Source organism: Sphingomonas pokkalii, from assembly GCF_003096275.1.
GTDB lineage: Bacteria > Pseudomonadota > Alphaproteobacteria > Sphingomonadales > Sphingomonadaceae > Sphingomonas > Sphingomonas pokkalii.
In genome coordinates, this window is sequence record NZ_QENQ01000001.1 from 2,289,423 (window position 1) to 2,315,402 (window position 25,980).

The window sequence follows — 25,980 nt, forward strand, 5'->3', positions numbered from 1 at the left end:
AGGACGGAGAACGACGATGGCGGTATATGCAATTTGGAACAACAAGGGGGGCGTCGGTAAAAGTTACCTCACGTTCCAGATTGCTTCCGAATATGCCCGCACACATCGGGACCAGCGCGTTCTAGTCATCGACCTGTGCCCCCAAGCGAACTCCTCGAGCATGATCCTCGGGGGTATCGTCGAAGGGGAAAATCGCATTGAGGAGCTCTCCAGCCAAAATCCGCCGAAGACGATCTCGGGGTACGTGAACGACCGAATTGTGAGTCCGTACGTCGACACTCACTCCGGCGCGAACTTCGTTACGCACGCCCACCCGCTTAACAATATGGTACCTGACAATCTTTATCTCGTTTGCGGAGATGAAGAACTGGAAATGCAAGCATCAAGAATTCAGCTTGCCTGCTCCGCCGGTCCTAACAACGCTTGGCAGATCGTGCACACGTGGATTAGGAATCTAATTGACGATGTGAGAGCCTCGTGGAACCAGCAGAATATAACGGTATTCATTGACTGCAATCCGAGCTTCACGGTTTATACTGAGCTGGCTATTTCGGCTGCAGATCGACTTATAATTCCATTCTCCGCAGATGGATCCTCAAAGCGGGCTGTGAAGTCGCTCCTTTCACTTGTGTATGGCATTCAACGTCGGCCAGGACAGCCGCAGTCCCAGTTCTTTCGTAACACTCAACAGTTCCGGATGGCATTGCCTCAAATATACTCATATGTAGGCAATCGCCTGACTCAGATGAATAATAGTTCAGCGAGCGCATTCAAAAATGTCGTTCTAGAAATTTTCAATGAGGTATTCCGCGTATACCAGGCAAATCCTGGACTATTCGCTATACATCCGAATGGCGCCCCGGCACCTATTAATCGAACAACCTTCCGAATAATGTTCGAGGAACAAGTGAACGACGCCAATACTGCATCCGTGGTTTCGGGAGCTCTTGGGATTCCTATTTGCCGGCTTACTGCGGGGGTAAAAACCTTCGCCGGCCGAAGCTCCCGTGTGAACCAGTCTCAGCTAGATAGGCAGCAACCGAATATTCAGAATTTTGTAGCTAAGATCGAATAAGGTCGCTCACATCGACTCAGCACTCTTTGGTTTGCGGGGGAGTTAATTGAGGCTCTATACTTTACGAGACCTCAATCCCCCGCAAACCCAAACGCCGTAACCCCGCGCTCCCGCTCGCTCCCCGCCGCCGCCCGCCCCGCAGGCGCCGCCGAGCGCTGCGGGCAGGCGACGCGCGTACACGCCCGGCACCCCAGCCCGATCGGCGCGGCGCGGCCGGCCAGGTCCACCCCGCGCGCCGCCGCCAGCGTCCCCGCCTCCGCCGCCGGCAGGCCCAGCGCGATCACGAAGCGAGGGCGCACGCCGCCCGGCGCACCCCCATGCGGATGCACGCAGCGCGCGATGGTGAAGGCGCGTGCGCCATCCTCCAGCTCGACCAGCTGCACCGCCGTCTCGTCGGTCCGCGCAAAGGCGTCATAGGCGTTCCACAAGGGGCACGGCACCGCCGCCTCGACCAGCGCCGATCCGCTGGCGCCGGCATAGCGTTTCGAGACCTGCCCCGCGCGATCGAACCGCATCAGGAAGAAGCTCAGCCCCCGCGCACCCACCCGCTGCAGCGTCGTCAGCCGGTGCGCCACCTGCGCCGCGCTCGCGCCGAAGCGCCGTTGGAGCAGCTCCAGGTCATAGCCGCTTGCCTCGCACGCGCGCAGGAAGCGGGCATAGGGCATCGTCACCGCGGCGGCGAAATAGGCGGTCAGATGGCGACGGAACGGGCGTTCGGCGGCGCGGTCCAGCCCGGCGCCGCGGACCAGCGCCTCGATCTCGTCGCGCGCCTCCACCGCCAGCTGCTCGGCCAACGCAAAGGCGCGCGCGCTGGGATCGAGCGCCTCGGAGAGCTGCAGCTGCCGCGCATGGAGGTCGAGCCGCTTGAGCGTATCGACCATCACCTCGGCGGGCAGGATGCGCACCGCAAGCTGGTGTTTCACCCGCAGCCGCTCGGCCATCGCGCCGTACGGCTCGCCGGCCATGCGCAGCTCGTCGGCCAGCGCCTCGCCGGCGGCGTCGAGATCGGCGAAATGGTTGCGCCAGCGCTCGATCGCGCGGCGGACCTGCGGGCCGGGATCCTGCGCAGCGCCCGGCGCGGGCATGGGGCCGCCGCCACCCATCCGGTCATAGGCGCGGGCAAAGGCCTCGGCGCCGTCGGGCGCGCCGGCCAGCCATTCCTCGAGCTGGTGGCGATCGATGGCGAGATCGGCGAACAGCGGGTCCGCCAGCCGCCGCCGCAGCGCCTCGGCCCCGCCGCCGGGCTCGGCCGCGGCGAGGCGGCGGGGATCGAAGTCATAGGTCTCGGCCAGCTTGAGCATCAGCGCGGCGGAGATCGGCCGCTGGTTGCGCTCGACCAGGTTGAGATAGCTGGGCGAAATCTCCAGCGCCTCCGCCATCGCCGCCTGGGTGACGCCGAGCTGGAAGCGCAGCCGCCGGATGGCGTGCCCGGCGAAGAGTTTGCGTTCGGCCATCGTCGCGTCTCCCGTCCACGATCCGCCCGGCGCGGGCACCGGGCAGCCCCTTTCCTACAGGATGAGTTCTTGCTATGTTCTCATCCTGATGGTTCCGCCACGATTTGTAAATAGATTTACATGCCAACCCCAAGGAGGCGCAATATCGGCCGAAACTTTCTTCAAAAACACGTCACAGCCACGAAGTTCGTGAAGTTAACTGCACAAATCCGCCGAAACGGTTTCGATCTTTACAACACGTCAGCGGCGCCCGCCCGCCCCTTCCCCGCCCCTCCCGGTGTGCGGAAAGGGCGGATCGGACGGCCGGCGGCGGCAGCGATTGCGGCGGCGGTGGTTAGGGCTTGATGCCGTAGCGCGTGAAGCGGTCGGCGATCAGCGGATCGATCATCTTCGCGGCGGCCAGATAGCGGTCGGCGTCGGGCGCCTTGCTCCGCTTGGCGATCACCCCGCGCAGGTACAGGCTGGAGGCCTGGTCCGGGCTGGCGAGCAGTGCCGCGTCCAGATCGGTCAGCGCGTCGGGAAGGCGGTTCATGCGGAAATACACCATGGCCCGGCTGTCCAGGATCGCCGCATTGTCCTGGGTGAGCTCGATTCCCTTGGTGCAGTCCTTCAGCGCCGCCTCCAGCGCGAGATTATGGGTGCCGCGCACCCAGCAGCGCTGGTTGAGCAGCGTGGCGTTGCCGGGGGCGGCGGCGATCGCCTCTTCCAGCACGGCCAGGGCGTCGTCGGGCTTGCCATAGTCGCCCAGCAGGTTGGCCAGCGTGATCTGCCAGCCGAGCTTCTCGTCGCCGCCCAGGGCGATCCGCTCGTCGAGCAGCGCCCGCGCCTCGTCCAGCGCGCCGCGCCGGGCCTTGATGGTGGCGAGCAGGCCGATCGCGTCGTCGCTGTTCTGGTCCAGCGCCAGGGCCGCGTCGAGGTCGGCGATCGCCTTGTCCTCCTGGCCGAGCCGGTCGAAGGCGCCGGCGCGGCGGGCGAGCAGTTCGGCGGACGGCGCCAGTTCGATGGCCTTGCTCAGATCGGCGAGCGCACCGGCATGGTCGTAGATCCGCTCCAGGAACCAGGCGCGGTTGGTGTAGGAATCGGCATCGTCGGGGTCGGCGGCGATCGCCTTGGCATAGCCCTCCAGGATCGGCGCCAGCCGGTTGTCGGCGCGGGCGGCCTGCACCGTCTGCCAGCGCGGCGGCTGGTTGGCCGGGGCGACGGCCTTGAGCGGGTTGGCCTTCACCCGTGCCACCTCGGCGCGGACGGCGGCGATGCGATCGGCGGGAACTTCGTCCACCCCGGCGGTGCGGCGGTCGTCCAGGGTCAGCACGCCCTCGGCCAGCGCCACGCTGCGGGCGACGCGGAGATTGGCGAGCGTGGCGGGCAGCGTCTGCTGGCCCTCCAGCGTATAGCCCTTGCCGCCGTCGGGCAGGCGGATGCGCTTCACCACCCGCATGTCGGCAAAGCCGCCGCGGGTGACGGGGATCGCCTTCCACGCCGGGCGGGCACGGTTGGGGGAGAAGTCGAGATTGTTGCTGGTCCAGTCGAGCGGCAGGCGCTGGCGGCCGCGGTCGAGGCCCCAGTCGGGATAGGCGATGCCGCTGGCGCTCAGCGTCACCGTCCCCGCCTTGGGGTCGTCTTCCAGCTTGCGGTCGAAGCTGCTGTTGGCGCCGAGCACGCCGTTGATCTGCGGGCCGATCAGTTGCTTCAGCTTCTCGTCGTCGATCTGCGCCCGCAACCCCCGCAGCCCTTCGGCCATGCCGCCGGTATAGGTGGCGCGGAAGGTGAAGCGGGCGGGAAAGTCGATGCCGGGCGTGGAATCGAGGGTCACCGCGATATCCTGTGCCGGGCGGCCGGGCGGTTGGAGCGGCAACGGCTCCAGCGTCGCCCCCTCCGGCCGCAGCGGCAGCGCGGTGACGAAGGGCGGCACGTCATCCAGATCGGCCAGCCGGCTGCCGCCCTGGGTGCCGTCGAGCCACAGCGTCTTGCCGTCGATGGTGGCGCGGACGATGACATGGTCGAACGCCGCCGGCGAGGGCAGGCGCGCCTGCACCAGGTCGCTCATCTGCACGCTCACCACCGCCGGCTCGGCCGCGATGCCCATTTCGTGCAGCAGGGCGAGCAGCAGCAGCGTCTTGGCCTTGCAGTCGCCATAGCGCAGCGACCAGGTCTCGGCCGGCTTTTGCGGCACATAGTTGCCGGTATCCATGCCGCGGAACAGGTAGCGGACCTGGTCCTGCACCAGCTGCAAGGCCATCGCGGCCCGCACCCGCGGGTCCTTGCTCGCCGCCACGATCCGGGCGACCTCGCCTGCCAGCGGGCTCCCCGGTGCGATCGCGCCCGCCGTTGCATAATAGGGCGCCATGCCCTTCGACACCGCCGCCCAATCGGCATAGGTGCTCGCTTCCAGCAACGGCAACGGCTTGAACCGCGGCGGCGCATCGTCCGGCATTTCCGCCGGCTTGGGCGAAGGCAGCGGGAAGCTGAGCTCGCGATAGCCGCCGGGCAGGATCGTCGGCTGCGGCTGCGGCGCACCCGCCGGCGCCACCGTGCCGGCGGCATAGCTGCGCCACTGCAGCGGTACACCGTCCTTCCACAGCAGCCGCACCCGCCCGAAACCCAGCTTGGCGGGCGCAGGCACCAACTGTGCGATGGTCACCATCTGGCCCGCCAGCGCCGGATCCTTGCGCGTGATCGAGAAGGCCACATCGACGACATCGCCGACGCGCAGTCCCTCCAGCGCCACCGTCGCGGTCAGCGTGCCATCCAGCGCGAACTGCTCCAGCTTCTGTTCGCGCTGGAGCACGGTGAAGCGGGTTCCCTTCGCCAGCAGATCGATCCGTTCGTTCCCGCGCAGGATCTGCAGCTTGTGGATGATCAGATCCCCCTTGCTGGGGTCCCATTGCAGCGGCAGCGTGCCCGCCTGGGTCAGCATCTGCGGCGAAACCATCCGCATCCCGGTTTCGACATAGCTCCAGACCTGGCCCGCCTCCAGCCGGTGCTGCTGATCGAAGATCTGCATCACCGGTGCGCTGTCATTCAGCTGGGTGACATCGATCCCCGGCGCTGACGCGACCCAAGCCGGCGCCGCCTGATACTGTACCTTGTCCCCCGCATGGGCCACGCCGGCCATCGACAAGCCGACCACCACCAACGCACTACGCCGCGACATCCAGATCCCCCTAAATTGTCCGGCAAGACTAGCGGGTCGTTACGTACGCTCAATCGAAATCGGCACGGCGTTTCGCGATCACCGCGAATGATAGAAATCATACACCTGCTGCGCCACCGCCGCAGAGACGCCGGGCGCCTTGCGCAGATCCTCCAGGCTCGCGTTCCGCACCGCCCGCGCGGTGCCGAAGTGCATCAGCAGCGCCTTCTTCCGCGCCGGGCCGATGCCGGGCACTTCGTCGAGCGGGCTGGCGCCGATCGCCTTGGCGCGCTTGTCGCGATGCGCGCCGATGACGAAGCGGTGGACCTCGTCGCGCAGCCGCTGGAGGTAGAAGAGCAGGGGCGCGTTCACCGGCAGCATCCGCTCGCTGCCGTCCATCAGGTGGAAGACTTCCCGGCCATCCCGGCCATGGTGCGGACCCTTGGCGACGCCGACCATGCAGACATCCTCGATCCCCAGTTCCTCCAGCACCGCCCTGGCGGCATTGAGCTGCCCCTTGCCGCCGTCGAGCAGCACCAGATCGGGCCAGTCGCCCTGGCTGCGATCGGGATCCTCGTCCTGCGCGCGGGCGAAGCGACGGCTGAGCACCTCGCGCATCATTCCGTAATCGTCGCCGGCAATCGTCTCGGCGCGCTTGATGTTGAACTTGCGATACTGGCTCTTGCGGAAGCCCTCGGGCCCCGCGACGATCATGGCGCCCACCGCATTGGTGCCCTGGATATGGCTGTTGTCGTACACCTCGATGCGGTTGGGCGGCTCGGCCAGGTCGAACAGGTCGGCCATCTCGCGCAGCAGCTTCGCCTGCGTCGTGCTTTCGGCAAGGCGGCGGTCCAGCGCCTCCTCCGCGTTGCGCTTGGCCTGATCGAGCAGCCGTCGGCGCGTGCCGCGCTGGGGTACCGACAGCGCGACCTTGTGGCCGGCGCGCTCGCCCATCGCCTCGGCGAGCAGCGCCGCCTCGGGCAGCTCGCGATCGACGAACACGTTCTTCGCGGGTGGCACCTCCTCATAGAACTGCATCAGGAACGCCGCGAGCACGTCGTCCTCGGGCACGTCCTGGGTATGGCTCGGGAAGAAGCTGCGATGCCCCCAATTCTGGCCGCCGCGGATGAAGAAGGCCTCGATGCCGATCACGCCGGACTTGGCAGCGAGCGCGAAAATGTCGGCATCGCCCACCCCGTCCGCGTTGATCGCCTGGCTGCCCTGGATGAAGGTCAGCGCCTTCAACCGGTCGCGCAGGATCGCGGCCAGCTCGAAATCGAGCGCCTCGGCCGCCGCCTGCATCTGCTCGCCCAGCTTGGCCTGTACCTTGGTCGACTTGCCTTGCAGGAAGTCGCGCGCATCCCCCACCAGCTCGGCATAGCCGGCCGCGTCGATCCGGCCGACGCACGGCGCCGAACAGCGGCGGATCTGATACAGCAGGCACGGCCGGTCGCGCGTTGCGAAGAAACTGTCGGTGCAGCTGCGGAGCAGGAACAGCTTCTGCAACGCATTCAGCGTCTTGCGCACCTGCCCAGCCCCCGCGAACGGGCCGAAATAATCGCCCTTGAAGCGCCGCGCGCCACGATGAAGCTGAACGCGCGCGAAGTCATGATCCTGCCGCAACAGGATGAACGGAAACGACTTGTCGTCGCGCAGCAGCACATTGTACGGCGGCCGGTAGCGTTTGATCAGCTGCGCCTCGAGCAGCAGCGCCTCCGCCTCGTTGTTGGTCGTGACGATCGTCATCGATCGCGTCTGCGCCACCATGCGCTGCAACCGCTTCGAGAGGCGATTGACCTGGGTATAGTTGGTCACCCGGTTCTTCAGCGCCCGCGCCTTGCCGACATACAGCACGTCGCCGCGGGCATCCTGCATCCGGTACACACCGGGTCGGATGGGCAGCGTGTTCAGCACGTTGCGGATCGCGGCCACGCCGGCCTCGATATCGGGTGCCTCTGCCCCGCGCACCGCAAAGGCGGCCTTTTCCTCGTTGAACCGTTCGGGGGACTGGGGGTCGTTCATCGCCGCCGATGTAGGCGCAGCTCCCCCGGCTTGCCAACCGGCGCTAGGCCTCCACGCCGATCAACCGCCAGGCCTCGCCGTCCGCCGCCACCCGGCCACGCGTTTGCAGATCCTCCAGATGCGCCAGCACCGATCGGCTGGCCGCGCCGTGCAGTCGCGGATCGAGTCCGACATACATCCGCTCCACCATCGCCGGCACCGCGCCGATGCCTTCCCCCAGCAACCGCAGGATCTGCCCCTCGCGCTGCTTGCGGTGCCCGGCCAGACCGCGCACGAAGCGCTGAGGCCGTTCGATCGGCGCGCCATGAGCGGGATAATAGACGCGGTCCCGCTCGCGCTGCATCAACTTGTCCAGGCTGGCCATGTACGCCGCCATATTGCCGTCCGGCGGAGCCACCACGGTCGTGGACCACCCCATCACATGGTCGCCGGTGAACAGGGCGCCGCTTTCCTCCAGTGCGAAGCAGAGATGGTTGGAAGTGTGCCCCGGCGTCGCCACTGCGGTCAGCGTCCATCCCTCCCCCGCCACCTGCTGGCCATCGGCAAGCACGCGATCGGGCGCGTAGCTCGCATCGAACGAGGCATCGGCACGGGGCCCGGCATCGTCCAGCACCAGCGGCGCGCAGCCGATGATGGGCGCGCCCGTCGCGGCCTTCAACGCCGGGGCCGCCGGGCTATGATCGCGATGGGTATGGGTACACAGGATCGCCCGCACCGGCCGCCCATCGATCGCCGCCAGCAAGGCCGCGAGATGGTCGGGCTCATCGGGGCCCGGATCGATCACCGCCAGGTCCGTGGTACCGACCAGATAGGTCTGGGTGCCGGTATAGGTATAGGGCGATGGATTGCCGGCCAGCACCCGCGTCACCAGCGGTTCGAGCGCAATCGCGAGGCCGGTTGGGGCGTCTTCGGTCATGCCGCAGCATGTGGGCATTCCGCGCCGTGAGGCAAGCAACAGCGGAAGCGAGGCCGGCCGCGAACGCGCGACCGACCCCACCGAACACACCACCGCGGGGCAAGGTGCGGCAGCGCGCTACCCTTATTCGTCCTTGGCCTCTTCGCGCAGTTCGGCCAGCGCCTGATCGATGCCGGCCAGCGCTTCGGCGCGTTGCGCGGCGCTGAGGCTCGGCTGCGCCTCGATCGTGCGTCGGGCATATTGCAGGCTCATCACTGCGCTGTTCATCGCCATGGCCTTGCTGTGCATCGCCATCTGCGCCGCGTGCTGGCTGTCTGCCGCCTGGCTGCTCATGGCCGCGATGCGATCGCTGCAGACGATCGTGATCCGCTTCTTGCCTTCGGTGCGATGCTCGACGGTGGGTCCATCACCCTTACCGCAATTGCCGTTGCGGATCTCGGGGATGCTCGCCTGGATCGCCGCCATATCCGGCATGGCGATCTCCTGCCGGGTGCCGTCGCGACGGACGATCACCATCTTGCTGATCGCCTTGCCGTCGCTGGCGGTACGATCGACACGAATGACGTGGCGCTCGCGGGCGGGGCCTTCGGGCGCGGCCGGTACTGCCGGTGCCGGCGGCACGACGGGTGCGGATGCCGCCATCGGCGCAGCCGGAGCGCGCGGCGCAAGCGGTGCCGCTGCCGCCGCCGGCGCAGCCGGGGCGACCGGCGCCGCCGGCACATCCTGCATCTGCATCGCGGCGTCGACGCGGTCGCGCAGCCGCTCGGCAGCCGCGCTGCCCGAAGCGGTCAGCGCCAGCGCGGTCAGCGAAACGGTGGTGATACCGGCCAGCCCCGCAGCGATGCGGGCGGGGGATAGCTTCCGGTGGATCGAGAGCATGCGTAATCTCCCTTTGACGTCGTTTATGGTGTGGAGGTGACAGGCCGCCGAGACCGCGCCCCCATGCGCGGACTTGACGATCGCACGGCCATAGGCATGGCGCAGTGCCTGGGCGCGGCCGGCGAGCACCAGGGCGTCGCAGGCCATTTCCTGGTCGGCACGGAAGGCGCGGAACGCCCGCCATGCGACCGGATTGAACCAATGGGCGGCCAGCACGATCAGCGCGGCCCAGTTGGCGATCAGGTCGCCGCGCAGATGGTGGCCGAGTTCATGGGCGAGCGCGAGATCGCGTTCGACCTCGTCGTAGCGCTCGGAAAAGTCGCGCGGAAAGGCGACATATTTGCGGAAGATGCCGAACGCGAGCGGCCCGTGCGCGGCATCGGTCTCGATCACCCGCACCCGGCCCTCGGCGACCGTGCGATCCACCCGCGCCCGCGAGAGCAGATGCCGGCAGAAGCGGCGATGCGCGATCAAATGATAGCCGAGAAAGATCAGCGCGCCCGCAGCCCATAGCGCAAGCAGCAGCAGCGTGACGTTCAGCCCCGCGGCCACCGGCGTCGGCGCGACCAGCGCGGCGGGCAGGTGATGGCCACCGGCGCTCAGGTCGATGGTGATCACCGCGCCCTGGTCGATGGTCGCGGGGAGCTTGTCGGGGTTGAGCACCCCCATCGCCACCGCCGGCGCGGCTTCCGCCTTGCGGGTGAGCGGCGCGAGCCACTGGCTCAGCTGCCACTGCCCCGGCAGCGGCGGCAGCAGCATCCGCGCGGCGGGCAGCACCCACAGCGCATAGGCGAGCTGCGGCCCGAAGGCACGGCGCACGGGTCCACGGAGCGCAAGCGCCAGCAGCATCAGCAGCGTGCTCGCGAGCAGGGTTTCGATCCACCAGCCGATCATTGCTTCAGCTCCTTCAGGAGCGCTTCGATTTCGGCGATGTCCTGGTCGGTGATGGCGTCGCGTTCCGCCAGATGCGCCACCAGCGGGGTCAGCCGGCCGCCGAACAGCCGGTCGATCAATTTCCGCGACTCTCCTACCACATAATCGCCCCGCGCGACGAGCGGGCGATAGCGATAGCGCCGCCCCTCTTCCTCATGCGCGATCACATTCTTGGCGAGCAGCCGCCCGAGCAGCGTCTTGACCGTGTTGGCGCTCCAGCCGCGATCGGCGGGCACCCGCTCGGTCACTTCCTGCGCGGTGAGCGGCGATTCCTCCCACAGAACCTCCATCACCGCATGTTCGGCTTCGCTGATTCGCTCGGTCATACACCCTCACTGACTACGCTTGTAATCGCTTCGATTACGTCTGTAGTCAAGCGGCTGAATGCCGGGTGAACGGGCCCGGGCGGGTCGATGGTGCACCGGCATGGCCATCGATCCGCCCGCACCGGGGTCTCCCCAGCCCCTCACCGCCCCCGCCGTCATCCCCGCGCAGGCGGGGATCCATTGATGGAACCGTGTCGGTTCTTGTGACGACGTCCTGGCAAATGGATTCCCGCCTTCGCGGGAATGACGGGACGGTTGTGGGAGGCGATTACCCGCCGACCAATGAAAAGGGCCCCCGCCATCGGCGAGAGCCCTTCCCGTCTACCCGTACGAACGCCGCGTCTCAGGCCGAAGCCGCGACGCCCTTGTCGGCCATCAGCTGGGTCAGCTCGCCGCTTTCGTACATTTCCATCATGATGTCCGAACCGCCGACGAACTCGCCCTTCACATAGAGCTGGGGGATGGTCGGCCAGTCGGAAAAGGCCTTGATGCCCTGGCGGACGGCCTGGTCCTGCAGCACGTCGACGCTGTCGAACTCGACGCCGAGATGGTTGAGGATCGCCACGGCGCGGCTGGAAAAGCCGCACTGGGGGAACAGGGGGCTGCCCTTCATGAACAGCAGCACGTCGCTGCCGTCGACCAGCTGCTGGATGCGGGCCTGGGTATCGTCGGTCATTGCTTACTCCTCGGGCGTCGCTTCGGTGGTCAGCTGGAGCGCGTGGAGCACGCCGCCCATCCGTCCACCCAGCGCCGCATAGACGGCCTGATGCTGCCGCACGCGCGGCATGCCCCGGAACATGGGGGCGACAACCCGCGCTGCATAGTGGTCCCCGTCGCCGGCCAGATCGGTGATCTCGATCTGGGCGTCGGGGATGCCGGCGCGGATCAGCGCCTCGATCTCGGCAGCGGCCATCGGCATGTTACTTGGATTCCATCAGCTGGCGGCGCGCCTCGACGGTCTGCTCCTCGATCGCGCGGCGCACGGTGGCGTCGTCGATCTCGACATTGGCCGCGAGCATGTCGCCGAGCAGCTTGCGGATCACGTCCTCGTCGCCGGCTTCCTCGAAATCGGCCTGGACGACCGCCTTGGCATAGGCGTCGGTCTCTTCGGGCGTGAGGCCCATCTTGGCGGCGGCCCACTGGCCGAGCAGCTTATTGCGACGCGCGGTGATGCGGAACGCCATATCCTCGTCGCGCGCGAACTTCGCCTCGAACGCCCGTTCGCGATCGTCGAATGCGGTCATCATATGCCCCTTAGCTAAACTCGGGACCGAGATAGGAGGGCCGGGCCGCGCTGGCAACGGGGGGAGGTTCCGGATGGCAGCTCTACCATCCATCTTCTGGTGTCGTTGAGGGCCATCGCCTTTGAACCCGTATCCCCCTCACCCTTCCCACCGCCTTCGGCGGCGGGCCCCTTCCCTCTCCCACAAGGGGAGAGGGAGTCAGGTGCCACTTCTCCCTCTCCCCCTGTGGGAGAGGGAGGGAGCGCCGAAGGCGCGGAAGGGTGAGGGGGACCGCGGTTGAAATGCAATCAGGACGCTGCGTGAGGGGAGGGGCCGGCAAAAAAGCGAAGATCAGACGTTTAGCGCCACAGCGATGATAGCACCGACGATCAAAAATGGCGCCATGAACACCGCAACACCGCCGAACCAGCCCCACCTTCGGTAAGCCCGCTCGATCCCGAACTCCCAACAGAATTCGAAAACAGCTCCAACGATCTCCGCCATGCCCACGCCCCCGCGCGGGAATGAGCGGAACCCCGCTCCAACTAGTTCAACCGATTACAATCAAGACGACACCAATCAGTGCAAGGCCGCTCCAGAATACGGCAGCAGCCCAGAAGGCAATTGGAGCCGATCGCCTCCCGGTATCAATCGCCGGCCCTGCTCCATTGCTGAGATACATGTTACCAGACGCGAATCCCGCTCCCAAGACCATCACAGAGAGAAGGAGAATTGCGGCACCAGCGATGGCGGACATGGACATGCCAGATCATCGCGCGCCAAAGCTATGAAGGCAAGCTGGCGACTGAAAATCGGGCGCTGGTTCGCCCCTACCCAGCCACCCGCACCACCACCTTCCCGATCACCGCCCGCGCCGCCATTTTGGCAATCGCCGCCCCGCCCTCGGCGAAGGGGAACACCTCCGTCACCCGCGGCGCGATCTTGCCGTCGCTCCACAGCCGGAACAGCGTGTCGACATGCGCGCGGTTGGCCTGGGGGTCGCGCGCGGCGAAGGCGCCCCAGAACACGCCGCACACGTCGCAGCTCTTGAGCAATGTGAGGTTGAGCGGCAGCTTCGGGATGCCCGCCGGGAAGCCCACCACCAGATAGCGCCCCTCCCAGCCGATCGCGCGCAGCGCCGGCTCGGCATAGTCGCCGCCTACCGGATCGTAGATCACGTCTGCCCCCTTGGGGCCAACCGCCGCCTTGAACGCCTCGGCCAGCGCCTTCGAGGCTTCCTTGTCGAGCGGCCCGCGCGGATAGACGAGCGTCGCATCCGCACCCGCCGCGCGCGCGGCCTCGGCCTTCTCCTCGGAGGAGACCGCCGCCACCACCGTCGCGCCGTATGCCTTGCCCAGCTCGATTGCCGCGAGCCCGACGCCGCCCGCCGCACCCAGCACCAGCAGCGTCTGGCCGGCGCTCAACTTGCCACGGTCGAGCAGCGCATGGATCGTCGTCGCATAGGTGAGCAGCAGCGCCGCGCCGTCCTCGAAGCTGCGACCCTCGGGCAGCCGGTAGAGCTGCGCCGGGCTCAGCACCAGCTTCTCGACCAGCCCGCCATGGCCGGGCACCGCGATCACCCGGTCGCCCGGCGCCCAGTCGGTGACGCCCTCGCCGACGGCTTCGACCACGCCGGCGATCTCGCCGCCCGGCGCGAAGGGCCGGGGCGGCTTGAACTGGTAGCGATCCTCGATGATCAGCACGTCGGGATAGTTGATCGCGCAGGCGCGCACGCCGACCAGCACCTGGCCCTTGCCCGGAACCGGATCGGGCAATTCTTCCAGGCTTAGAGTATCAGGTCCGCCCGACGCCTTCGACAGCAACGCCTTCATGCCCGCCTCCTACAGCAATCCACGGGCGTTCGTGCGCAGCCGCGGATTCGAATTTCGAAATCGCGGTATCTTGTGCCAGCGTCATGCCGATCTCGTCCAGCCCCTGCATCAGGCAGTCGCGGCGGAACGGGTCGAGCTCGAAGGCGAAGCGGTCCTGGAACTCCGTCGTGACGGTCATCGTCTCCAGGTCGACGGTGATCTCATTGGCGGTCGCCACCTGCACCAGCCGGTCGATCGCTTCCTGCGGCAGCACCACGGTGACGATGCCGTTCTTGAAGGCGTTGCCAGAGAAGATGTCCGAGAAGCTCGGCGCGATCACCGCCTTGATGCCCAGATCGGCCAGCGCCCAGGCGGCATGTTCGCGGCTGGAGCCGCAGCCGAAATTCTCGCCCGCCACCAGGATCGGCGCGCCCGCATAGCGCGGATCGTCGAACAGATTGCCCGGCTCCGCGCGCACGCTCTCGAACGCGCCCTTGCCCAGCCCCTCGCGCGTCGTGGTCTTCAGCCAGTGCGCGGGGATGATGATATCCGTATCGATGTTCTTGGCGCCCCAGGGATAGGCGCGGCCCGAAACCTGCTGGATCGGCTCCATCAGCGGCGCTCCGCCGATACGGTGTTCAGATGCATGGACACAGCTTTCCTAACGAATGGCCGGCGGCCATCCCGAATTTCCGGCAATCGGCCGCCCGCTCAGCGGGGGGCTACCACCACCCGCTCGAGCGCCGGGATGGTCTTGATCGGCGTCTCCGGCCGCGGATAGGCACCCGCATAGGCAGCAGCGACACCGCTCAAAATGGTTCCGGCAATCAATGCGACGAGCGCCTTTTGCATGGCGTCTCTCCCCTTATCCGTTACGCCTGGTTCGCCATCAACGCGCGAACGTCCGTCAGGTGCCCGGTCACCGCCGCCGCCGCCGCCATCGCGGGCGAGACGAGGTGCGTGCGGGCACCGGGCCCCTGCCGCCCTACGAAATTGCGGTTGGAAGTGGAAGCGCAACGTTCGCCGGCGGGCACCTTGTCCGGGTTCATCGCCAGGCACATCGAGCAGCCCGGCTCGCGCCACTGGAAGCCGGCTTCCAGGAAGATGCGGTCCAACCCCTCTTCCTCGGCCTGACGCTTCACCAGCCCCGAGCCCGGCACGATCAGTGCCTGGCGGATGCGATCGGCGACCTTGCGGCCCTGCACCACCGCGGCAGCGGCACGCAGATCCTCGATCCGGCTGTTGGTGCACGATCCGATGAAGATGTGCTCCACCGCAATGTCCTGCATCGCGGTGCCGGGCGTGAGCCCCATATAGTCGAGCGAGCGCTGCGCCGCGGCGCGCTTCGAGGGATCGGCGAAACTCTCCGGATCGGGCACGACGCCGGTGATCGGCACCACGTCCTCGGGGCTGGTGCCCCAGGTGAGCGACGGCGCGATGTCCGCCGCGTCCAGCGTCACCACCTTGTCGTACACCGCGCCCTTGTCGGTCGGCAGCGTCTTCCAATAGGCGACGGCGCGGTCCCACGCCTCGCCGGTGGGGGCGAGCGGGCGGCCCTTGAGATAGGCGAAGGTCTTCTCGTCCGGCGCGATCAGGCCGGAACGCGCGCCCCCTTCGATCGACATGTTGGAGATGGTGAGCCGCCCCTCGATCGAGAGGTTGCGGATCACCTCGCCGGTGAATTCGATGACATAGCCGGTGCCCCCGGCCGCGCCGATCTTGCCGATGATCGCCAGCACCACGTCCTTGGCGCTGACGCCGTGGCCGAGCGTGCCGTCGACGCGGACTTCCATCGTCTTCGACTGCTTGAGCAGCAGCGTCTGGGTGGCGAGCACATGCTCGACCTCGCTGGTGCCGATGCCGAAGGCGAGCGCCCCCAGCGCGCCATGCGCCGAGGTATGGCTGTCGCCGCACACCAGCGTCGTGCCGGGCAGGGTGAAGCCCTGTTCGGGCCCGACGACATGGACGATCCCCTGCCGCGCATCGAGCGCATCGATATAGGGCACGCCGAACTCGGCGACATTGGCCCGCAGCGCGGAGAGCTGGCCGGCGCTGGCCGGATCGGCGATCGGCAGCGCATTGCCCGCGGCGTCGACGCGCGGGGTGGTCGGCAGGTTGTGATCGGGCACCGCAAGGGTAAGGTCGGGGCGGCGCACCTTGCGATCGGCCGCGCGAAGGCCGGCAAAGGCCTGCGGGCTGGTGACTTCGTGGACGAGGTGCCGATCGATATAGATCAGGCAGGTGCCATCGTCCCGGCGCTCGACGACATGGTCGGCCCAGATCTTCTCATACAGGGTGCGGGGTTCACGCGACATGCGCGCGCTTTAATCGAATCGTGCGCGGATGCAAGGTTCGGGGACATTTTCTGCCGCACCTCTTCGTAATCCTCTCCCTCGAGGGAGAGGATAGCGGAGCTTGGCGCTTCAGCGCCTAGCGCAGCTTGGAGAGGGTGAGCGGTTGCGCAAGCAACCGCGCGAGGCAGCGCCTCGCATTGCCCCTCCCCCTCCCTCTCCCCGGCGGGGAGAGGGAAAGAAACGCATATGCAGCATATGCAATTGCCCTGACTTGGGGGATAGGAAGATCGCACTTTGGATCAGAGCGCAGCTATTCCTCCCCATCGGGCGCGTAGATATCGAAATCGATGAGCAGCCCCCGCTCCGCCAGTCGCCCCAACGTTTTGGACCTAAGCGTTACCCCCTCATTGCCACTGGCCATGAACAAGCCGCAGAATATCCTGCCGCGATAGCGCTCAGAGAATTGGCGCCACGCTTGGAAGTCATTAGACATTCTGTCTAGCAGCTCGTTGATTTGCGTGTCCAAGTCGCCAGGCTCGCGGCGCTCGGCTCGGATACGCCAAGAGCCACGCCGAGCGATCTTTTCCGCGCCCTTCGCCGTCCGCCACGGCTCACCCGCGCGCACGCCGACGCTTGGTTCAATTGCGAATGCTTCGGTCAGCTCTTCAGGATTCAGGTCGTCGCCGTAGAAACCGATAGAGGCCGCTGATTGGTGCAATGTTCCCATGATCTAATGATGCCATCGAAAGCCAACAGACACTACTCCCGACGCTCATCACTCCGGCAGCGCCCCCCGCAAATAGCGCTGCACCGCGTCCACCTCGTCGGGCCGCAGCGCGTGGAGGTTTTCCTTCACGATCGTGCCCATGAAGCCGACATTGCGCGCCCCTGCCCCTACGCCCTCGTGCAGCAGCCGCTGGAAATCCGACGGCGCGTAGCTGGCAGCCATCGGCGCCAGCGGCGGCACGGGCTTGCCGTCATGGGCACGCGGCTCGGTAAGCGCGTGGCATTCGGAGCAGAGTACCTGCGTCAGGTACCGCCCCGGATCGGCGGGCCGTTTTGCCACCCCGTGCAGCTCCGCCACCACGCTCGGCCGGGTCTCGCCGGTCAGGATCTTCCAGCGGCCGACGGGGCCGAACCAGGTGGTCGCCTGCACGTCGTCGGGCGCGGGCTTGAGGCTGCGGACCCAGCCGATGATCCGGCCGACATCGTCATCGGCGAGATAGGTCATCGACCAGGCGGGCATGACGAACAGCGTCCGCCCCTCCTTGGTCACCCCCTGGCGGATCAGCCGGGCGAGTTCGGCATCGGTATAGCGCGCGGCGCTGCGGGCGATCGGCGGCGGGGCGACCTGCCCCTCGCGCCAGTCGACCGGGGTCCACACCGCGCCCTTGCCGTCGCCATGGCAGCTCTTGCAGCCGGTGAGCGTCGCCAGCCGCGATCCTTCCGCCAACGAGGCGGCGTCGTGCGGCACCGCGATGGGCCCAAGCGGCACGGCATGGCTGCGGCGGAGCACCCACTCGGAGGCGCCATACACGCCGCCCACACCCGCCGCGACAAGCGCCGCCACGCCCAGCCCCAGTCGCGCCCAGATCCGCATCGCCATTCCCCCCGGAAGGATGCGCCGCGCTATGCCAGAACCGGGCCGTCTCCGCCACGCTCCTTGGGCGAAACATAGGCCGGGTCGTGCGCGAAGGGCAGCGGGCCGCCGTCGCGGAGCGCCGCCAGCACGGCCGCGAAGTCGGTTGCGCAGCGGAACCCCAGCACGCGCTCGGCCAGCCCCGCGTCATAGACCCGGCCGATGCTTGCCGGCAGCGTCCAGCCCCGCGCCGCATAGAGCGATGCCGCCTCGGGAAAGCTGCGAGCGATCACCGCCGCCGCATCGCGCTTCAGTTCGGCGCAATCCTCGCGCCCGAACGGGGTCGGCGCGGAAATCACGAACACGCTGTGGCCCACCGCCGGCGCCCGCTCCAGCGCCGCCAGATGCGCGCGCGCCGCATCCTCCACCGTCAACCGGCGGTGGAGCAGTTCGTTGGCCTTGAGGTTCTCGCCCGAGGGCACGGCGTGGGTATCGTCGTCCTCGGGGAAGAAGCGGCTGGTGCGCAGCACGATGGTCGCCAGGCCGTGTTCCAGCGCCGCGATCCGGCACAGGCCCTCGGCGGCGAGCTTGGTGACGCCGTAGATGTTGCGTGGTTCGATCGGGCCGCTGGTCTCGTCGAGCCACACCGCCGCGTCGCTCGCCTCGTCGCGGATCGCCTGGCTGATCATCAGCGAGGTGGTAGAGGTGAAGACGAACCGGTCATGCCCCGCCGCCTTGGCGCATTCGAGCAGGTTGAGCGTGCCGGCAACGTTCACGTCCACGAAGGTCTGCGCCGGATAGCGGACGATGTCCGGCTTGTGCAGGCCGCCGGCGTGGATCACGGCCTCGATGCCATGATCGGCGAACACGCGTTCCACCAGCGCGCGATCGGCGACCGAGCCCAGCACCTGCGTGTCCGTGCCCGGCGCCACGTCGAGCCCGGTGACGTGGTGCCCCGCCCCCCGCAGCATCGGCGCCAGGAACCGCCCCAGCCAGCCCGACGATCCGGTGAGCAGCACCCGCATCAGGGCCGCACCCCATATCGCCGCGCCAGCACCGCGCAGACGAACAGTTGGAGCTGGTGGAAGATCATCAGCGGCAGCACGATCAGGCTCACCGCCCCGCCGGGGAACAGAATCGTCGCCATCGGGATCCCGCTCGCCATGCTCTTCTTGGAACCGCAGAAGACGATCGCGATCTCATCCTCGGTCGAAAAGCCCAGCCTGCGGCTGCCGACCATCGTCACGGCGATCACCACGCCGAGCAGCACCGCATTGAACGCCAGCACCAGCGCGAGATCGGCCAGCGATACCTGCGTCCACACGCCGGCCACCATGCCTTCGCTGAAGGCCGCATAGACGACGAGCAGGATCGATCCGCGGTCGACCACCATGGTCAGCACCCGGTGCTTCAGGATGAAGCCGCCGATCAGCGGCCGCGCCGCCTGCCCGGCCGCGAACGGCAGCAGGATCTGCATCGCGATCGATTCGAGTTGCCCCAGCGAGAAGCCCGCCCCGCTGCCATGCGGCAGCAGCAGCGCCGCCAGCAGCGGGGTGATGATCACCCCGATCAAATTGGAGAGCGAAGCGCTGCACAGGGCCGCCGGCACGTTGCCGCGCGCGATCGACGTAAAGGCGATCGACGACTGCACCGTGGAGGGCAGCAGGCACAGGAACAGGATGCCGAGCGCGATCCCGCCCGGCAGCACATGGCCGGCAATCGCATAGGCGCCCAGCCCGATCAGCGGAAAGAACAGGAAGGTGCTGAGGAATACGGTCAGCTGCAACCGCCAGTTGGTCAGTCCCGCCCAGATCGCGGACGGCGCCAGCCGCGCGCCATACAGGAAGAACAGCAGCGCGACGGCGATCGTCACCGCCTCGTCCGCGATGCTCGCCCACATCCCCCGCGCCGGAAACAGCGCCGCCAGCCCGACGGTGCCGAGCAGCATCAGCAGATAGGGATCGATCCAGCGGCGAAGGGCAGCCATGGAGTACTCGCGACAGGGGAAACCGGGGGTGCCCATGATCCCGTCCGCACCGCCTTGCAAGTGTTCAGGCGACGGCGGGCGCCTGCACATCGGGCAATGCCTCGCCCGCATCCGCCCAGTCGGTCCGCCGCCGGACGAAGGGATTCAGGAACAGCACCGGCAGCTTCAGGAACAGCAGCTCGGAATGGATGAACGTGTCGATCGCCCGCTCCCACCAGCGGGGTTCGCGCTTGCCATGCGCGCGCAGCCAGCCGTCATAGGGTGCCCAATGGCTCGGCTCGTCCTTCTCGATGATGCGGAAGATGCGGGTCAGCACCTTGTCGCGCAGCACCGCCGGATGAAGCAGCAGGATGTGCACCTGTTTGTAGCCGCGCTGCTCGGTCAGCGAGATCACCCGGCACAGTTTCTCGAACTGGGCATCGTCGTCGATCACCGCCTGGGTATCCAGCGCATCGATGGTGCGGCCGAACATGATCTCGACGAAGCGATCGATATGGCCGCAGGTCCGGTCCACCGCCAGCGGCATCCGCCCCTGCAACTGGAACCAGCGCTGGAACATCTGGTAATGTTTGCGCTCGTCGGCGCGATGCTGTTCGATCGCGGCGATCAGCGCATGGTCGTCCGGCGCCCGCACCCGCACCGCCTGCAGCACCCGATCGATGCTCGTATAGCCGCGATACTCGTTGTAGATGTAGATCGACCCCAGCAGGTCGAGATAGCGGCGGCGGAACCACGCAAACATGGCGTTCGGCCTAGACCTGGGCCATTACGCGGTCAACATGATCCCCCGGCCTTTCTTGACTTTGCGCGGGCCGGGCGCATGTGGAAACCATGGCGCAGGATTCTCCCCTCGATCGCTTTCGGGACGTGCTCGCGGGAACCGCGCGTGCGCTCTCCGGCACGGCCGAACTCGAGTTCGGCTTCACCGCCGATGCTCCCTTCCAGAGCGGCAAGACGGTGAAGGTGCCGATGCCCTCGCGCACGCTGCCGCCGGAACAGGTGGCGGAAGCGCGCGGCTTTGCCGATGGCTTCGCGCTGCGGATGCGCCTGCACGACGGCACGCTGCACGCCCGCAACGCACCCCGCGAACCCATCGCCCGCGCCGTCTATGACGCGATCGAAACCGCGCGGGTGGAGGCGCTGGGATCGCGCGGCTATGCCGGCATTGCCGACAATCTCGAACAGGCGCTGGCGATGCGGCTGCGCTCCGATCCGATCGGCCGCGCCCGCACCCGCGACGAAGTGCCGCTGTCCACCGCGCTCGGGCTGATGGTCCGCGAACGGCTCACCGGCCGCGAGTCGCCGTCGAGCGCTGCGCTGGGCCTGGCGCTGGTGCGCGACTGGATCGAGGATCGCGCCGGCGCCGACCTCGACGCCCTGTCGCTGGCGATCGACGATCAACGTGCCTTTGCCGATCTCGCCGCCAAGCTGCTGCAGGATCTGGAGCTGACCGAAGGCGAGATGGTGCCCGACGAGGCCGATGAAGGCGGCGGCGAGGACGAGGGCCAGGAAGAGCAGCAAGAACAGGGCGACGACGACAGCGAAGCCCAGCAGCAGCAGGGCGAAGGCCAGAGCGAAGCCCGCGGCGAGCAGCGCGAATCCGAACAGGGCGAGGACGGCGAACAGGACCAGCAGTCCGAGGGCATGGACGACGGCGACGGCGAACCCGGCGACGATGGCGACGAAGGCATGATGCCCGTCCGCCCCAATCGCCCGTGGAGCGATCTGCCGCCCAGCTTCGAATATCGCGCCTTCACCACCCAGTTCGACGAAGTGGTGGCCGCCACCGACCTGTGCGACACGGACGAGCTGGATCGCCTGCGCTCCTATCTCGATCAGCAGCTGATCCACCTGCAGGGAGCGGTGACGAAGCTTGCCAACCGGCTCCAGCGCCGGCTGATGGCGCAGCAAAGCCGCAGCTGGGATTTCGATCAGGACGAAGGGCTGCTCGATGCCGCCCGGCTGGCCCGCGTCGTCGTCAATCCGATGCAGTCGCTCAGCTACAAGGTCGAGCGTGACACCGAGTTCAAGGACACGGTCGTTACCCTGCTGATCGACAATAGCGGTTCGATGCGCGGCCGGCCGATCTCGATCGCGGCGATCAGCGCGGACATTCTCGCCCGCACGCTGGAGCGCGTCGGCGTGAAGACGGAAATCCTCGGCTTCACCACCCGCGCCTGGAAGGGCGGTCAGGCGCGCGAGAAGTGGCTGGGCGAGGGACGGATCGCGCAGCCGGGCCGGCTCAACGATCTGCGCCACATCATCTACAAGCAGGCCGACGAGCCGTGGCGGCGCGCCAAGAAGTCCCTCGGGCTGATGATGCGCGAAGGGCTGCTGAAGGAGAATATCGACGGCGAGGCGCTGCTCTGGGCGCACAGTCGGCTGATCGCCCGGCCCGAGGACCGCAAGATCCTGATGGTGATCTCGGACGGCGCGCCGGTGGACGACTCGACGCTGTCAGTAAATTCGGGCTCGTACCTGGAACGCCATCTGCGCCAGGTGATCAGCTGGATCGAAGCGCGCTCGCCGGTCGAGCTGGCGGCGATCGGCATCGGGCATGACGTCACGCGCTATTATAGCCGCGCGGTGACGATCATGGATGCCGAACAGCTCGCGGGCACGATGGTCGAGCAGCTGGCCGCCCTGTTCGATACCGAGTGAGGCCGCGGTGGCGCTGGAGATCGTGCCCCCGCCGGGCGGCTTTCACGGGCCGGTGAAGCGTTCGATCACCATCGCCGGGCACCCGACATCGATCAGCCTCGAGCCGATCTTCTGGGCGGCGCTGGAGGCCGCGGCAGCGGCGGCGGGGCTGCCGCTGAGCGCGCTGGTTGCCGCGATCGACCATGCTCGGATCAGCGCAGAGGATCCGCCCAATCTGGCGAGCGCGATCCGCACCTGGCTGATGGCACAGCGCGCCTGAACGATCGGGGCCGCTACGGTCAGCGCCCGATCGCGAACTGGGCATAGACGCGGGCCTGCGTCTCCAGCGGGCGCGGCGTGATCGCAATCTCCACCGGCGCGGGCGGTGGCGGCGGGGCCACCATCCGGCTCGCCGCACCGGTGACGATCACCTCGTTGCGGCCGCTTTGGTCGCTCAGCGACAGCAGTTCGCCCAGCCGCACCCCGGCGCCCGCCGCCATCGCTTCGGCCTGGCTGCGGGCATTGGCGATCGCCGCAGCGGTTGCCCGGCGTTGCGCCGCTGCGGGATCGCTAAGCTGGAAGCCGCTGATCCGCGCATCGCGCGCACCCAGCCGCGCCGCCAGTCCGGCGGCGGTGCCTGCCTTCTCCACGACGCGGGTCCGCGCGGTGCCCTGCAAGGTCGCGATGAAACCGGTCAAGGCGCAGTCGCCGTCGCTCAGGCGCGGCCGATTGTTGTAATTGCCCGGGCCATCGCATTTCGGCGAGCGCGTCTCCATCACGCTCACTTCCCCGGAAGTGAGTTGCAGGTCGGCGCCCAGCAGGCCGGCCAGTCCGGCGGTGATCGCCTTTTGCTTGGCGGCAAGATCGGCGCTTGCGGCATCGGCGGTCTTGCCCTCGCCCGCCACCCAATAGACGAGGATCGCCTGGTCCGGCTTGGTCGATACGGTGCCCACGCCGACGACCTGGATCGACGGCGGCAATGTGGGCGGCTGCTGGGCGTGGGCGGGAATGGCAAGGCAGGACATACCGAAAGCCACGAGCAAACGCATCGATTCTCTCCCTTTTATGGCCGCAGCATATGCCCTCTCTCGATCGCGGTAAACGCAGCTTCCGCGCCGTCGCCACCAACCCATGGTCACACTGCGCAGAGGAAGCGTCACCATTCGGAAATGCTATTGCGACGGGCTTGCATTAGCATTGACTCCGCGAGCGGTTCGCAATAGTCGCGAGCGAAACGAAATCGAGTTCAAAGGGGATTGTTGAGTGACCGATCGTACCGCGCCGCTTTCGCGCGTTTCCACCTTTGCGGCGCTTGCCTGTGTCGGCTTCATCGTCTCGGCGCCAAGCCATGCCGAGGAACGTGCGCTTGCCGATCGCACCGATAATGGCGCGACCGTCAGCGCCGATCGCGATGGCAAGGATGGCGACGCGCAGGATCGCGATACGATCATCGTCAAGGGCCAGCCCTATTCCCCGCATCAGGAATCGCCCAAGGCTACCCGCCCGGTGCGCGATACCCCGCAGACGATCACCATCCTCACCAACGAGGTGATCGAGCAGCAGAATCTCCTCACCCTGCGCGATATGCTGTCGACGGTGCCGGGCATCACCTTCGGCGCAGGCGAAGGCGGCGGCGGCTATGGCGATTCGATCAATCTGCGTGGCTACTCCGCCAATACCGACATCACGATCGATGGTATCCGCGACAGCGCCCAATATACCCGTACCGATCCGTTCAACCTCGAGCAGTTGGAAGTCGTCAACGGCCCCAATTCGGTGCAGAACGGCGCGGGCTCGGTCGGCGGCTCGATCAACATGGTCACCAAGAAGCCGCAGGCCAACACCCGGTTCCAGGCATCGGCCGGCATCGGCACCGACAATTACTATCGCGGGACCGTCGATGCGAATGTCCGTGTCAACGATCTGATCGCCTTCCGCCTCAACGCGATGAAGCATGAAAATGACGTCCCGGCCCGCGACGTCGAACGGATGAAGCGCTGGGGCGTCGCGCCGTCGGTGACGATCGGGATCGACAGCCCGACCCGCCTGACGCTGCAATATGTCCATCAGGAAGACGACAACACGCCGCAATATGGCGTGCCCTATTATCAGGTCGTCGGCGGCGCGCTGCCGGGTGTCAGCCGGTCCAGCTATTTCGGTTTCCGCAACCTCGATACGCAGAAGAGCAACGTCGATCAGGCGACCGCCACGTTCGAACATCATTTCAACGATCGGGTGACGCTGCGCAACATCACCCGCTGGCAGGATGTGACTCAGCACGCCATCGTCGATCCGCCCCAGGGCACCTGGTGCCTCGCCTCGGGGCGGACGCCGCTCGGCACGGCGTGCACGACGACGATCAACGGCGCGACGCTGACGGTCCCCACGGGCTTTTATCTGCCCTCCGGCCCGCGCGGGAACACGCGGGATACCCGCAACCAGCTCGCCTATGATCAGGTCGACCTGATGGCCCGGTTCAACACCGGCTTCATCGAACACTCGCTCACGCTCGGCGCAGCGGCAACCTGGGAGAAGTTCAGCCTCTCCACCGGCAATGTGCTGCGCAATGCCAACGGCACCAACCCCTTCAGCTACCTCCCGCTGATGAACATGGCCAATCCCAATGCGGTAGTGGCTGGCCCGGCGGCGACCAGCGGCCTCGCACGCGTCTATGGCAGCAACGTCTATAGCGGTCCGATCAACTTCATCGAAAGCGCCCGGCAGACCGGCGAGCTCACCAACTATGCGGTCTATCTGTTCGATACGATGAAGCTCGGCGATCATGTCGAGATCAACGGCGGCCTGCGCTGGGAATCGAACGACGGCAGCTACCGCGCCGACACCGTTTCCACCGCCACCGCGACGCTCGGGCAAGTGGCGACCGGCCAGACGCTCTTCAACAGAAACAAGCTGTTCTCGTATCGCGCCGGCCTGGTGTACAAGCCGATCACGGCGATCAGCCTGTATGTCGCCTATGGCAACGCCAAAACGCCGTCCAAGACGTCGGTGAACGGCTCCTGCCTGGTCGAAACCTGCAACGTCGATCCGGAAACGGCGCGCAACTATGAAATCGGCGGCAAGGCCGAACTGGTCGGCGGCCGGCTGCTGCTCACCGCCGCGCTGTTCCGCAACGAACGTACCAACTTCCGGGTGGCGACCGGCGATCCGCTGGTGCCGGAGCAGCAGCTCGACGGCAAGTCGCGGGTGGACGGTATCGCGCTGGGCGCGGTCGGCCAGATCACCAAGGCTTGGTCGATCACGGCCAACTACACCTATCTCGATGGCACGGTGCTCCGCAGCATCGCTAGGAACAGCCCGGCCGGCACGGTCGATCCGGCGCGCAATGCCGCCCTGCAGAACACCCCGAACCATTCCGGCAGCCTGTTCACCACCTATCGCCTGTCGTTCGGGCTGACGCTCGGCTATGGCGTGACCTATCAGGGCAAGGCGGCGTTCAACCTGCCGACGGTCGCAGCGCCCCAGGTCATCTACAGCCCCGATTTCTGGGTGCACAACGCATTCCTCTCCTACGAAGTCACCCGCAACCTCTCGGCGCAGGTGAACGTGAAGAACGTCGCGGACTCGCTCTACTACACTCGCATCCGCAACAATGGCTGGGCCACGCCGGGTGACGGCCGCTCGGCGCTGCTTACGCTCAACTACCGCTTCTGATTGCACGGGCGGTTTGCGTGCGGCCCCTTCCGGCAT

The 25,980-nt window shown here is 67.0% G+C and carries 24 protein-coding genes; 4 read left to right on the top strand and 20 right to left on the bottom strand.

Translation table 11 applies throughout. The annotated features are described in order from the left end of the window. Nucleotides 1-16 precede the first annotated feature (16 nt). The gene (locus tag DD559_RS10330; protein WP_116469101.1) at nt 17-1,075 is read left to right on the top strand and encodes a ParA family protein; all 1,059 of its coding nucleotides are present in this window, start codon (nt 17-19) and stop codon (nt 1,073-1,075) included. Between the two features lie 71 nt (nt 1,076-1,146). Here DD559_RS10330 and DD559_RS10335 read toward each other — a convergent pair whose 3' ends face one another. The 19 genes from DD559_RS10335 to DD559_RS10415 all read right to left on the bottom strand — a co-directional run bounded on the left by DD559_RS10335 (nt 1,147) and on the right by DD559_RS10415 (nt 20,374). Next, on the bottom strand, nt 1,147-2,529 hold the full coding sequence (locus tag DD559_RS10335; protein WP_116469102.1) for a helix-turn-helix domain-containing protein: 1,383 nt from the start codon (nt 2,527-2,529) through the stop codon (nt 1,147-1,149). Nucleotides 2,530-2,863: 334 nt separating this feature from the next. Then, on the bottom strand, nt 2,864-5,683 hold the full coding sequence (locus DD559_RS10340; protein ID WP_116469103.1) for a DUF3857 domain-containing protein: 2,820 nt from the start codon (nt 5,681-5,683) through the stop codon (nt 2,864-2,866). 78 nt (nt 5,684-5,761) lie between these two features. Beyond that, complete coding sequence (gene uvrC, locus DD559_RS10345; protein WP_116469104.1) at nt 5,762-7,684, bottom strand: excinuclease ABC subunit UvrC; 1,923 nt, start codon at nt 7,682-7,684, stop codon at nt 5,762-5,764. A gap of 43 nt (nt 7,685-7,727) precedes the next feature. Next, a complete protein-coding gene (locus tag DD559_RS10350) occupies nt 7,728-8,600 on the bottom strand; it encodes an MBL fold metallo-hydrolase (RefSeq protein WP_116469105.1) in 873 nt (290 codons plus the stop codon). 123 nt (nt 8,601-8,723) lie between these two features. Next, nucleotides 8,724-10,373, bottom strand: coding sequence for a M56 family metallopeptidase (locus tag DD559_RS10355; RefSeq protein WP_116469106.1), 1,650 nt, complete (start codon nt 10,371-10,373; stop codon nt 8,724-8,726). Beyond that, on the bottom strand, nt 10,370-10,738 hold the full coding sequence (locus DD559_RS10360; RefSeq protein WP_010542593.1) for a BlaI/MecI/CopY family transcriptional regulator: 369 nt from the start codon (nt 10,736-10,738) through the stop codon (nt 10,370-10,372). The genes DD559_RS10355 and DD559_RS10360 overlap by 4 nt, the downstream gene beginning before the upstream one ends. 343 nt (nt 10,739-11,081) lie before the next feature. Then, on the bottom strand, nt 11,082-11,414 hold the full coding sequence (gene grxD, locus DD559_RS10365; protein WP_116469107.1) for a Grx4 family monothiol glutaredoxin: 333 nt from the start codon (nt 11,412-11,414) through the stop codon (nt 11,082-11,084). 3 nt (nt 11,415-11,417) lie between these two features. Next, nucleotides 11,418-11,657 carry a BolA family protein gene (locus tag DD559_RS10370; RefSeq protein WP_084582176.1) on the bottom strand — a complete coding sequence of 80 codons (240 nt, stop codon included), beginning with the start codon at nt 11,655-11,657 and terminating at the stop codon, nt 11,418-11,420. Between the two features lies 1 nt (nt 11,658). Further along, the gene (locus tag DD559_RS10375; protein WP_116470848.1) at nt 11,659-11,982 is read right to left on the bottom strand and encodes a DUF1476 domain-containing protein; all 324 of its coding nucleotides are present in this window, start codon (nt 11,980-11,982) and stop codon (nt 11,659-11,661) included. Nucleotides 11,983-12,312: 330 nt separating this feature from the next. Further along, nucleotides 12,313-12,465, bottom strand: a complete 153-nt coding sequence (locus DD559_RS19805) for a hypothetical protein (RefSeq protein WP_165831072.1) — start codon at nt 12,463-12,465, stop codon at nt 12,313-12,315. Between the two features lie 326 nt (nt 12,466-12,791). Beyond that, on the bottom strand, nt 12,792-13,793 hold the full coding sequence (locus tag DD559_RS10380) for an NADPH:quinone oxidoreductase family protein (protein WP_206364489.1): 1,002 nt from the start codon (nt 13,791-13,793) through the stop codon (nt 12,792-12,794). Then, complete coding sequence (gene leuD, locus DD559_RS10385) at nt 13,756-14,385, bottom strand: 3-isopropylmalate dehydratase small subunit (RefSeq protein ID WP_116469108.1); 630 nt, start codon at nt 14,383-14,385, stop codon at nt 13,756-13,758. The genes DD559_RS10380 and leuD overlap by 38 nt, the downstream gene beginning before the upstream one ends. Before the next feature lie 98 nt (nt 14,386-14,483). Beyond that, nucleotides 14,484-14,624, bottom strand: a complete 141-nt coding sequence (locus DD559_RS19810; RefSeq protein WP_165831073.1) for a hypothetical protein — start codon at nt 14,622-14,624, stop codon at nt 14,484-14,486. 20 nt (nt 14,625-14,644) lie between these two features. After that, nucleotides 14,645-16,087: a 3-isopropylmalate dehydratase large subunit gene (gene leuC / locus DD559_RS10390; protein ID WP_116469109.1), complete on the bottom strand. Its 1,443-nt coding sequence runs from the start codon at nt 16,085-16,087 to the stop codon at nt 14,645-14,647. Nucleotides 16,088-16,376: 289 nt separating this feature from the next. Then, a complete protein-coding gene (locus tag DD559_RS10395) occupies nt 16,377-16,793 on the bottom strand; it encodes a DUF4279 domain-containing protein (RefSeq protein ID WP_116469110.1) in 417 nt (138 codons plus the stop codon). 48 nt (nt 16,794-16,841) lie between these two features. Beyond that, entirely contained in the window at nt 16,842-17,666 is an 825-nt protein-coding gene (locus DD559_RS10400) for a c-type cytochrome (RefSeq protein WP_116470850.1), read from the bottom strand. Nucleotides 17,667-17,695: 29 nt separating this feature from the next. Continuing rightward, nucleotides 17,696-18,670, bottom strand: a complete 975-nt coding sequence (locus DD559_RS10405) for an NAD-dependent epimerase/dehydratase family protein (protein WP_116469111.1) — start codon at nt 18,668-18,670, stop codon at nt 17,696-17,698. Then, a complete protein-coding gene (locus tag DD559_RS10410) occupies nt 18,670-19,632 on the bottom strand; it encodes a bile acid:sodium symporter family protein (protein ID WP_116469112.1) in 963 nt (320 codons plus the stop codon). Before DD559_RS10410 ends, DD559_RS10405 begins: the two co-directional genes overlap by 1 nt. A gap of 64 nt (nt 19,633-19,696) precedes the next feature. Next, a complete protein-coding gene (locus DD559_RS10415; RefSeq protein ID WP_116469113.1) occupies nt 19,697-20,374 on the bottom strand; it encodes a ferritin-like domain-containing protein in 678 nt (225 codons plus the stop codon). Between the two features lie 89 nt (nt 20,375-20,463). On the opposite strand from DD559_RS10415, the gene cobT reads away from it, so the two are divergent. Both cobT and DD559_RS10425 read left to right on the top strand, forming a co-directional pair. Then, the gene (cobT, locus tag DD559_RS10420) at nt 20,464-22,293 is read left to right on the top strand and encodes a cobaltochelatase subunit CobT (RefSeq protein WP_116470851.1); all 1,830 of its coding nucleotides are present in this window, start codon (nt 20,464-20,466) and stop codon (nt 22,291-22,293) included. 7 nt (nt 22,294-22,300) lie between these two features. Continuing rightward, entirely contained in the window at nt 22,301-22,552 is a 252-nt protein-coding gene (locus DD559_RS10425) for a ribbon-helix-helix domain-containing protein (protein ID WP_240610209.1), read from the top strand. Between the two features lie 19 nt (nt 22,553-22,571). On the opposite strand, the gene DD559_RS10430 is transcribed toward DD559_RS10425, so the two are convergent. Further along, the gene (locus DD559_RS10430; protein ID WP_165831074.1) at nt 22,572-23,321 is read right to left on the bottom strand and encodes an SIMPL domain-containing protein; all 750 of its coding nucleotides are present in this window, start codon (nt 23,319-23,321) and stop codon (nt 22,572-22,574) included. A 214-nt stretch (nt 23,322-23,535) separates the two neighbouring features. Between DD559_RS10430 and DD559_RS10435 the strand changes: the two genes are divergently transcribed. Further along, on the top strand, nt 23,536-25,944 hold the full coding sequence (locus tag DD559_RS10435; RefSeq protein WP_116469115.1) for a TonB-dependent receptor: 2,409 nt from the start codon (nt 23,536-23,538) through the stop codon (nt 25,942-25,944). Nucleotides 25,945-25,980: the final 36 nt, after the last annotated feature.

What these genes read in the sequence shown, in the direction of transcription:
- DD559_RS10330 (WP_116469101.1), top strand. Translation starts at nt 17, where the DNA reads ATGGCGGTATATGCAATTTGGAACAACAAGGGGGGCGTCGGTAAAAGT.
- DD559_RS10335 (WP_116469102.1), bottom strand. Translation starts at nt 2,529, where the DNA reads ATGGCCGAACGCAAACTCTTCGCCGGGCACGCCATCCGGCGGCTGCGC.
- DD559_RS10340 (WP_116469103.1), bottom strand. Translation starts at nt 5,683, where the DNA reads ATGTCGCGGCGTAGTGCGTTGGTGGTGGTCGGCTTGTCGATGGCCGGC.
- uvrC (WP_116469104.1), bottom strand. Translation starts at nt 7,684, where the DNA reads ATGAACGACCCCCAGTCCCCCGAACGGTTCAACGAGGAAAAGGCCGCC.
- DD559_RS10350 (WP_116469105.1), bottom strand. Translation starts at nt 8,600, where the DNA reads ATGACCGAAGACGCCCCAACCGGCCTCGCGATTGCGCTCGAACCGCTG.
- DD559_RS10355 (WP_116469106.1), bottom strand. Translation starts at nt 10,373, where the DNA reads ATGATCGGCTGGTGGATCGAAACCCTGCTCGCGAGCACGCTGCTGATG.
- DD559_RS10360 (WP_010542593.1), bottom strand. Translation starts at nt 10,738, where the DNA reads ATGACCGAGCGAATCAGCGAAGCCGAACATGCGGTGATGGAGGTTCTG.
- grxD (WP_116469107.1), bottom strand. Translation starts at nt 11,414, where the DNA reads ATGACCGACGATACCCAGGCCCGCATCCAGCAGCTGGTCGACGGCAGC.
- DD559_RS10370 (WP_084582176.1), bottom strand. Translation starts at nt 11,657, where the DNA reads ATGCCGATGGCCGCTGCCGAGATCGAGGCGCTGATCCGCGCCGGCATC.
- DD559_RS10375 (WP_116470848.1), bottom strand. Translation starts at nt 11,982, where the DNA reads ATGACCGCATTCGACGATCGCGAACGGGCGTTCGAGGCGAAGTTCGCG.
- DD559_RS19805 (WP_165831072.1), bottom strand. Translation starts at nt 12,465, where the DNA reads ATGGCGGAGATCGTTGGAGCTGTTTTCGAATTCTGTTGGGAGTTCGGG.
- DD559_RS10380 (WP_206364489.1), bottom strand. Translation starts at nt 13,793, where the DNA reads ATGAAGGCGTTGCTGTCGAAGGCGTCGGGCGGACCTGATACTCTAAGC.
- leuD (WP_116469108.1), bottom strand. Translation starts at nt 14,385, where the DNA reads ATGGAGCCGATCCAGCAGGTTTCGGGCCGCGCCTATCCCTGGGGCGCC.
- DD559_RS19810 (WP_165831073.1), bottom strand. Translation starts at nt 14,624, where the DNA reads ATGCAAAAGGCGCTCGTCGCATTGATTGCCGGAACCATTTTGAGCGGT.
- leuC (WP_116469109.1), bottom strand. Translation starts at nt 16,087, where the DNA reads ATGTCGCGTGAACCCCGCACCCTGTATGAGAAGATCTGGGCCGACCAT.
- DD559_RS10395 (WP_116469110.1), bottom strand. Translation starts at nt 16,793, where the DNA reads ATGGGAACATTGCACCAATCAGCGGCCTCTATCGGTTTCTACGGCGAC.
- DD559_RS10400 (WP_116470850.1), bottom strand. Translation starts at nt 17,666, where the DNA reads ATGCGGATCTGGGCGCGACTGGGGCTGGGCGTGGCGGCGCTTGTCGCG.
- DD559_RS10405 (WP_116469111.1), bottom strand. Translation starts at nt 18,670, where the DNA reads ATGCGGGTGCTGCTCACCGGATCGTCGGGCTGGCTGGGGCGGTTCCTG.
- DD559_RS10410 (WP_116469112.1), bottom strand. Translation starts at nt 19,632, where the DNA reads ATGGCTGCCCTTCGCCGCTGGATCGATCCCTATCTGCTGATGCTGCTC.
- DD559_RS10415 (WP_116469113.1), bottom strand. Translation starts at nt 20,374, where the DNA reads ATGTTTGCGTGGTTCCGCCGCCGCTATCTCGACCTGCTGGGGTCGATC.
- cobT (WP_116470851.1), top strand. Translation starts at nt 20,464, where the DNA reads ATGGCGCAGGATTCTCCCCTCGATCGCTTTCGGGACGTGCTCGCGGGA.
- DD559_RS10430 (WP_165831074.1), bottom strand. Translation starts at nt 23,321, where the DNA reads ATGCGTTTGCTCGTGGCTTTCGGTATGTCCTGCCTTGCCATTCCCGCC.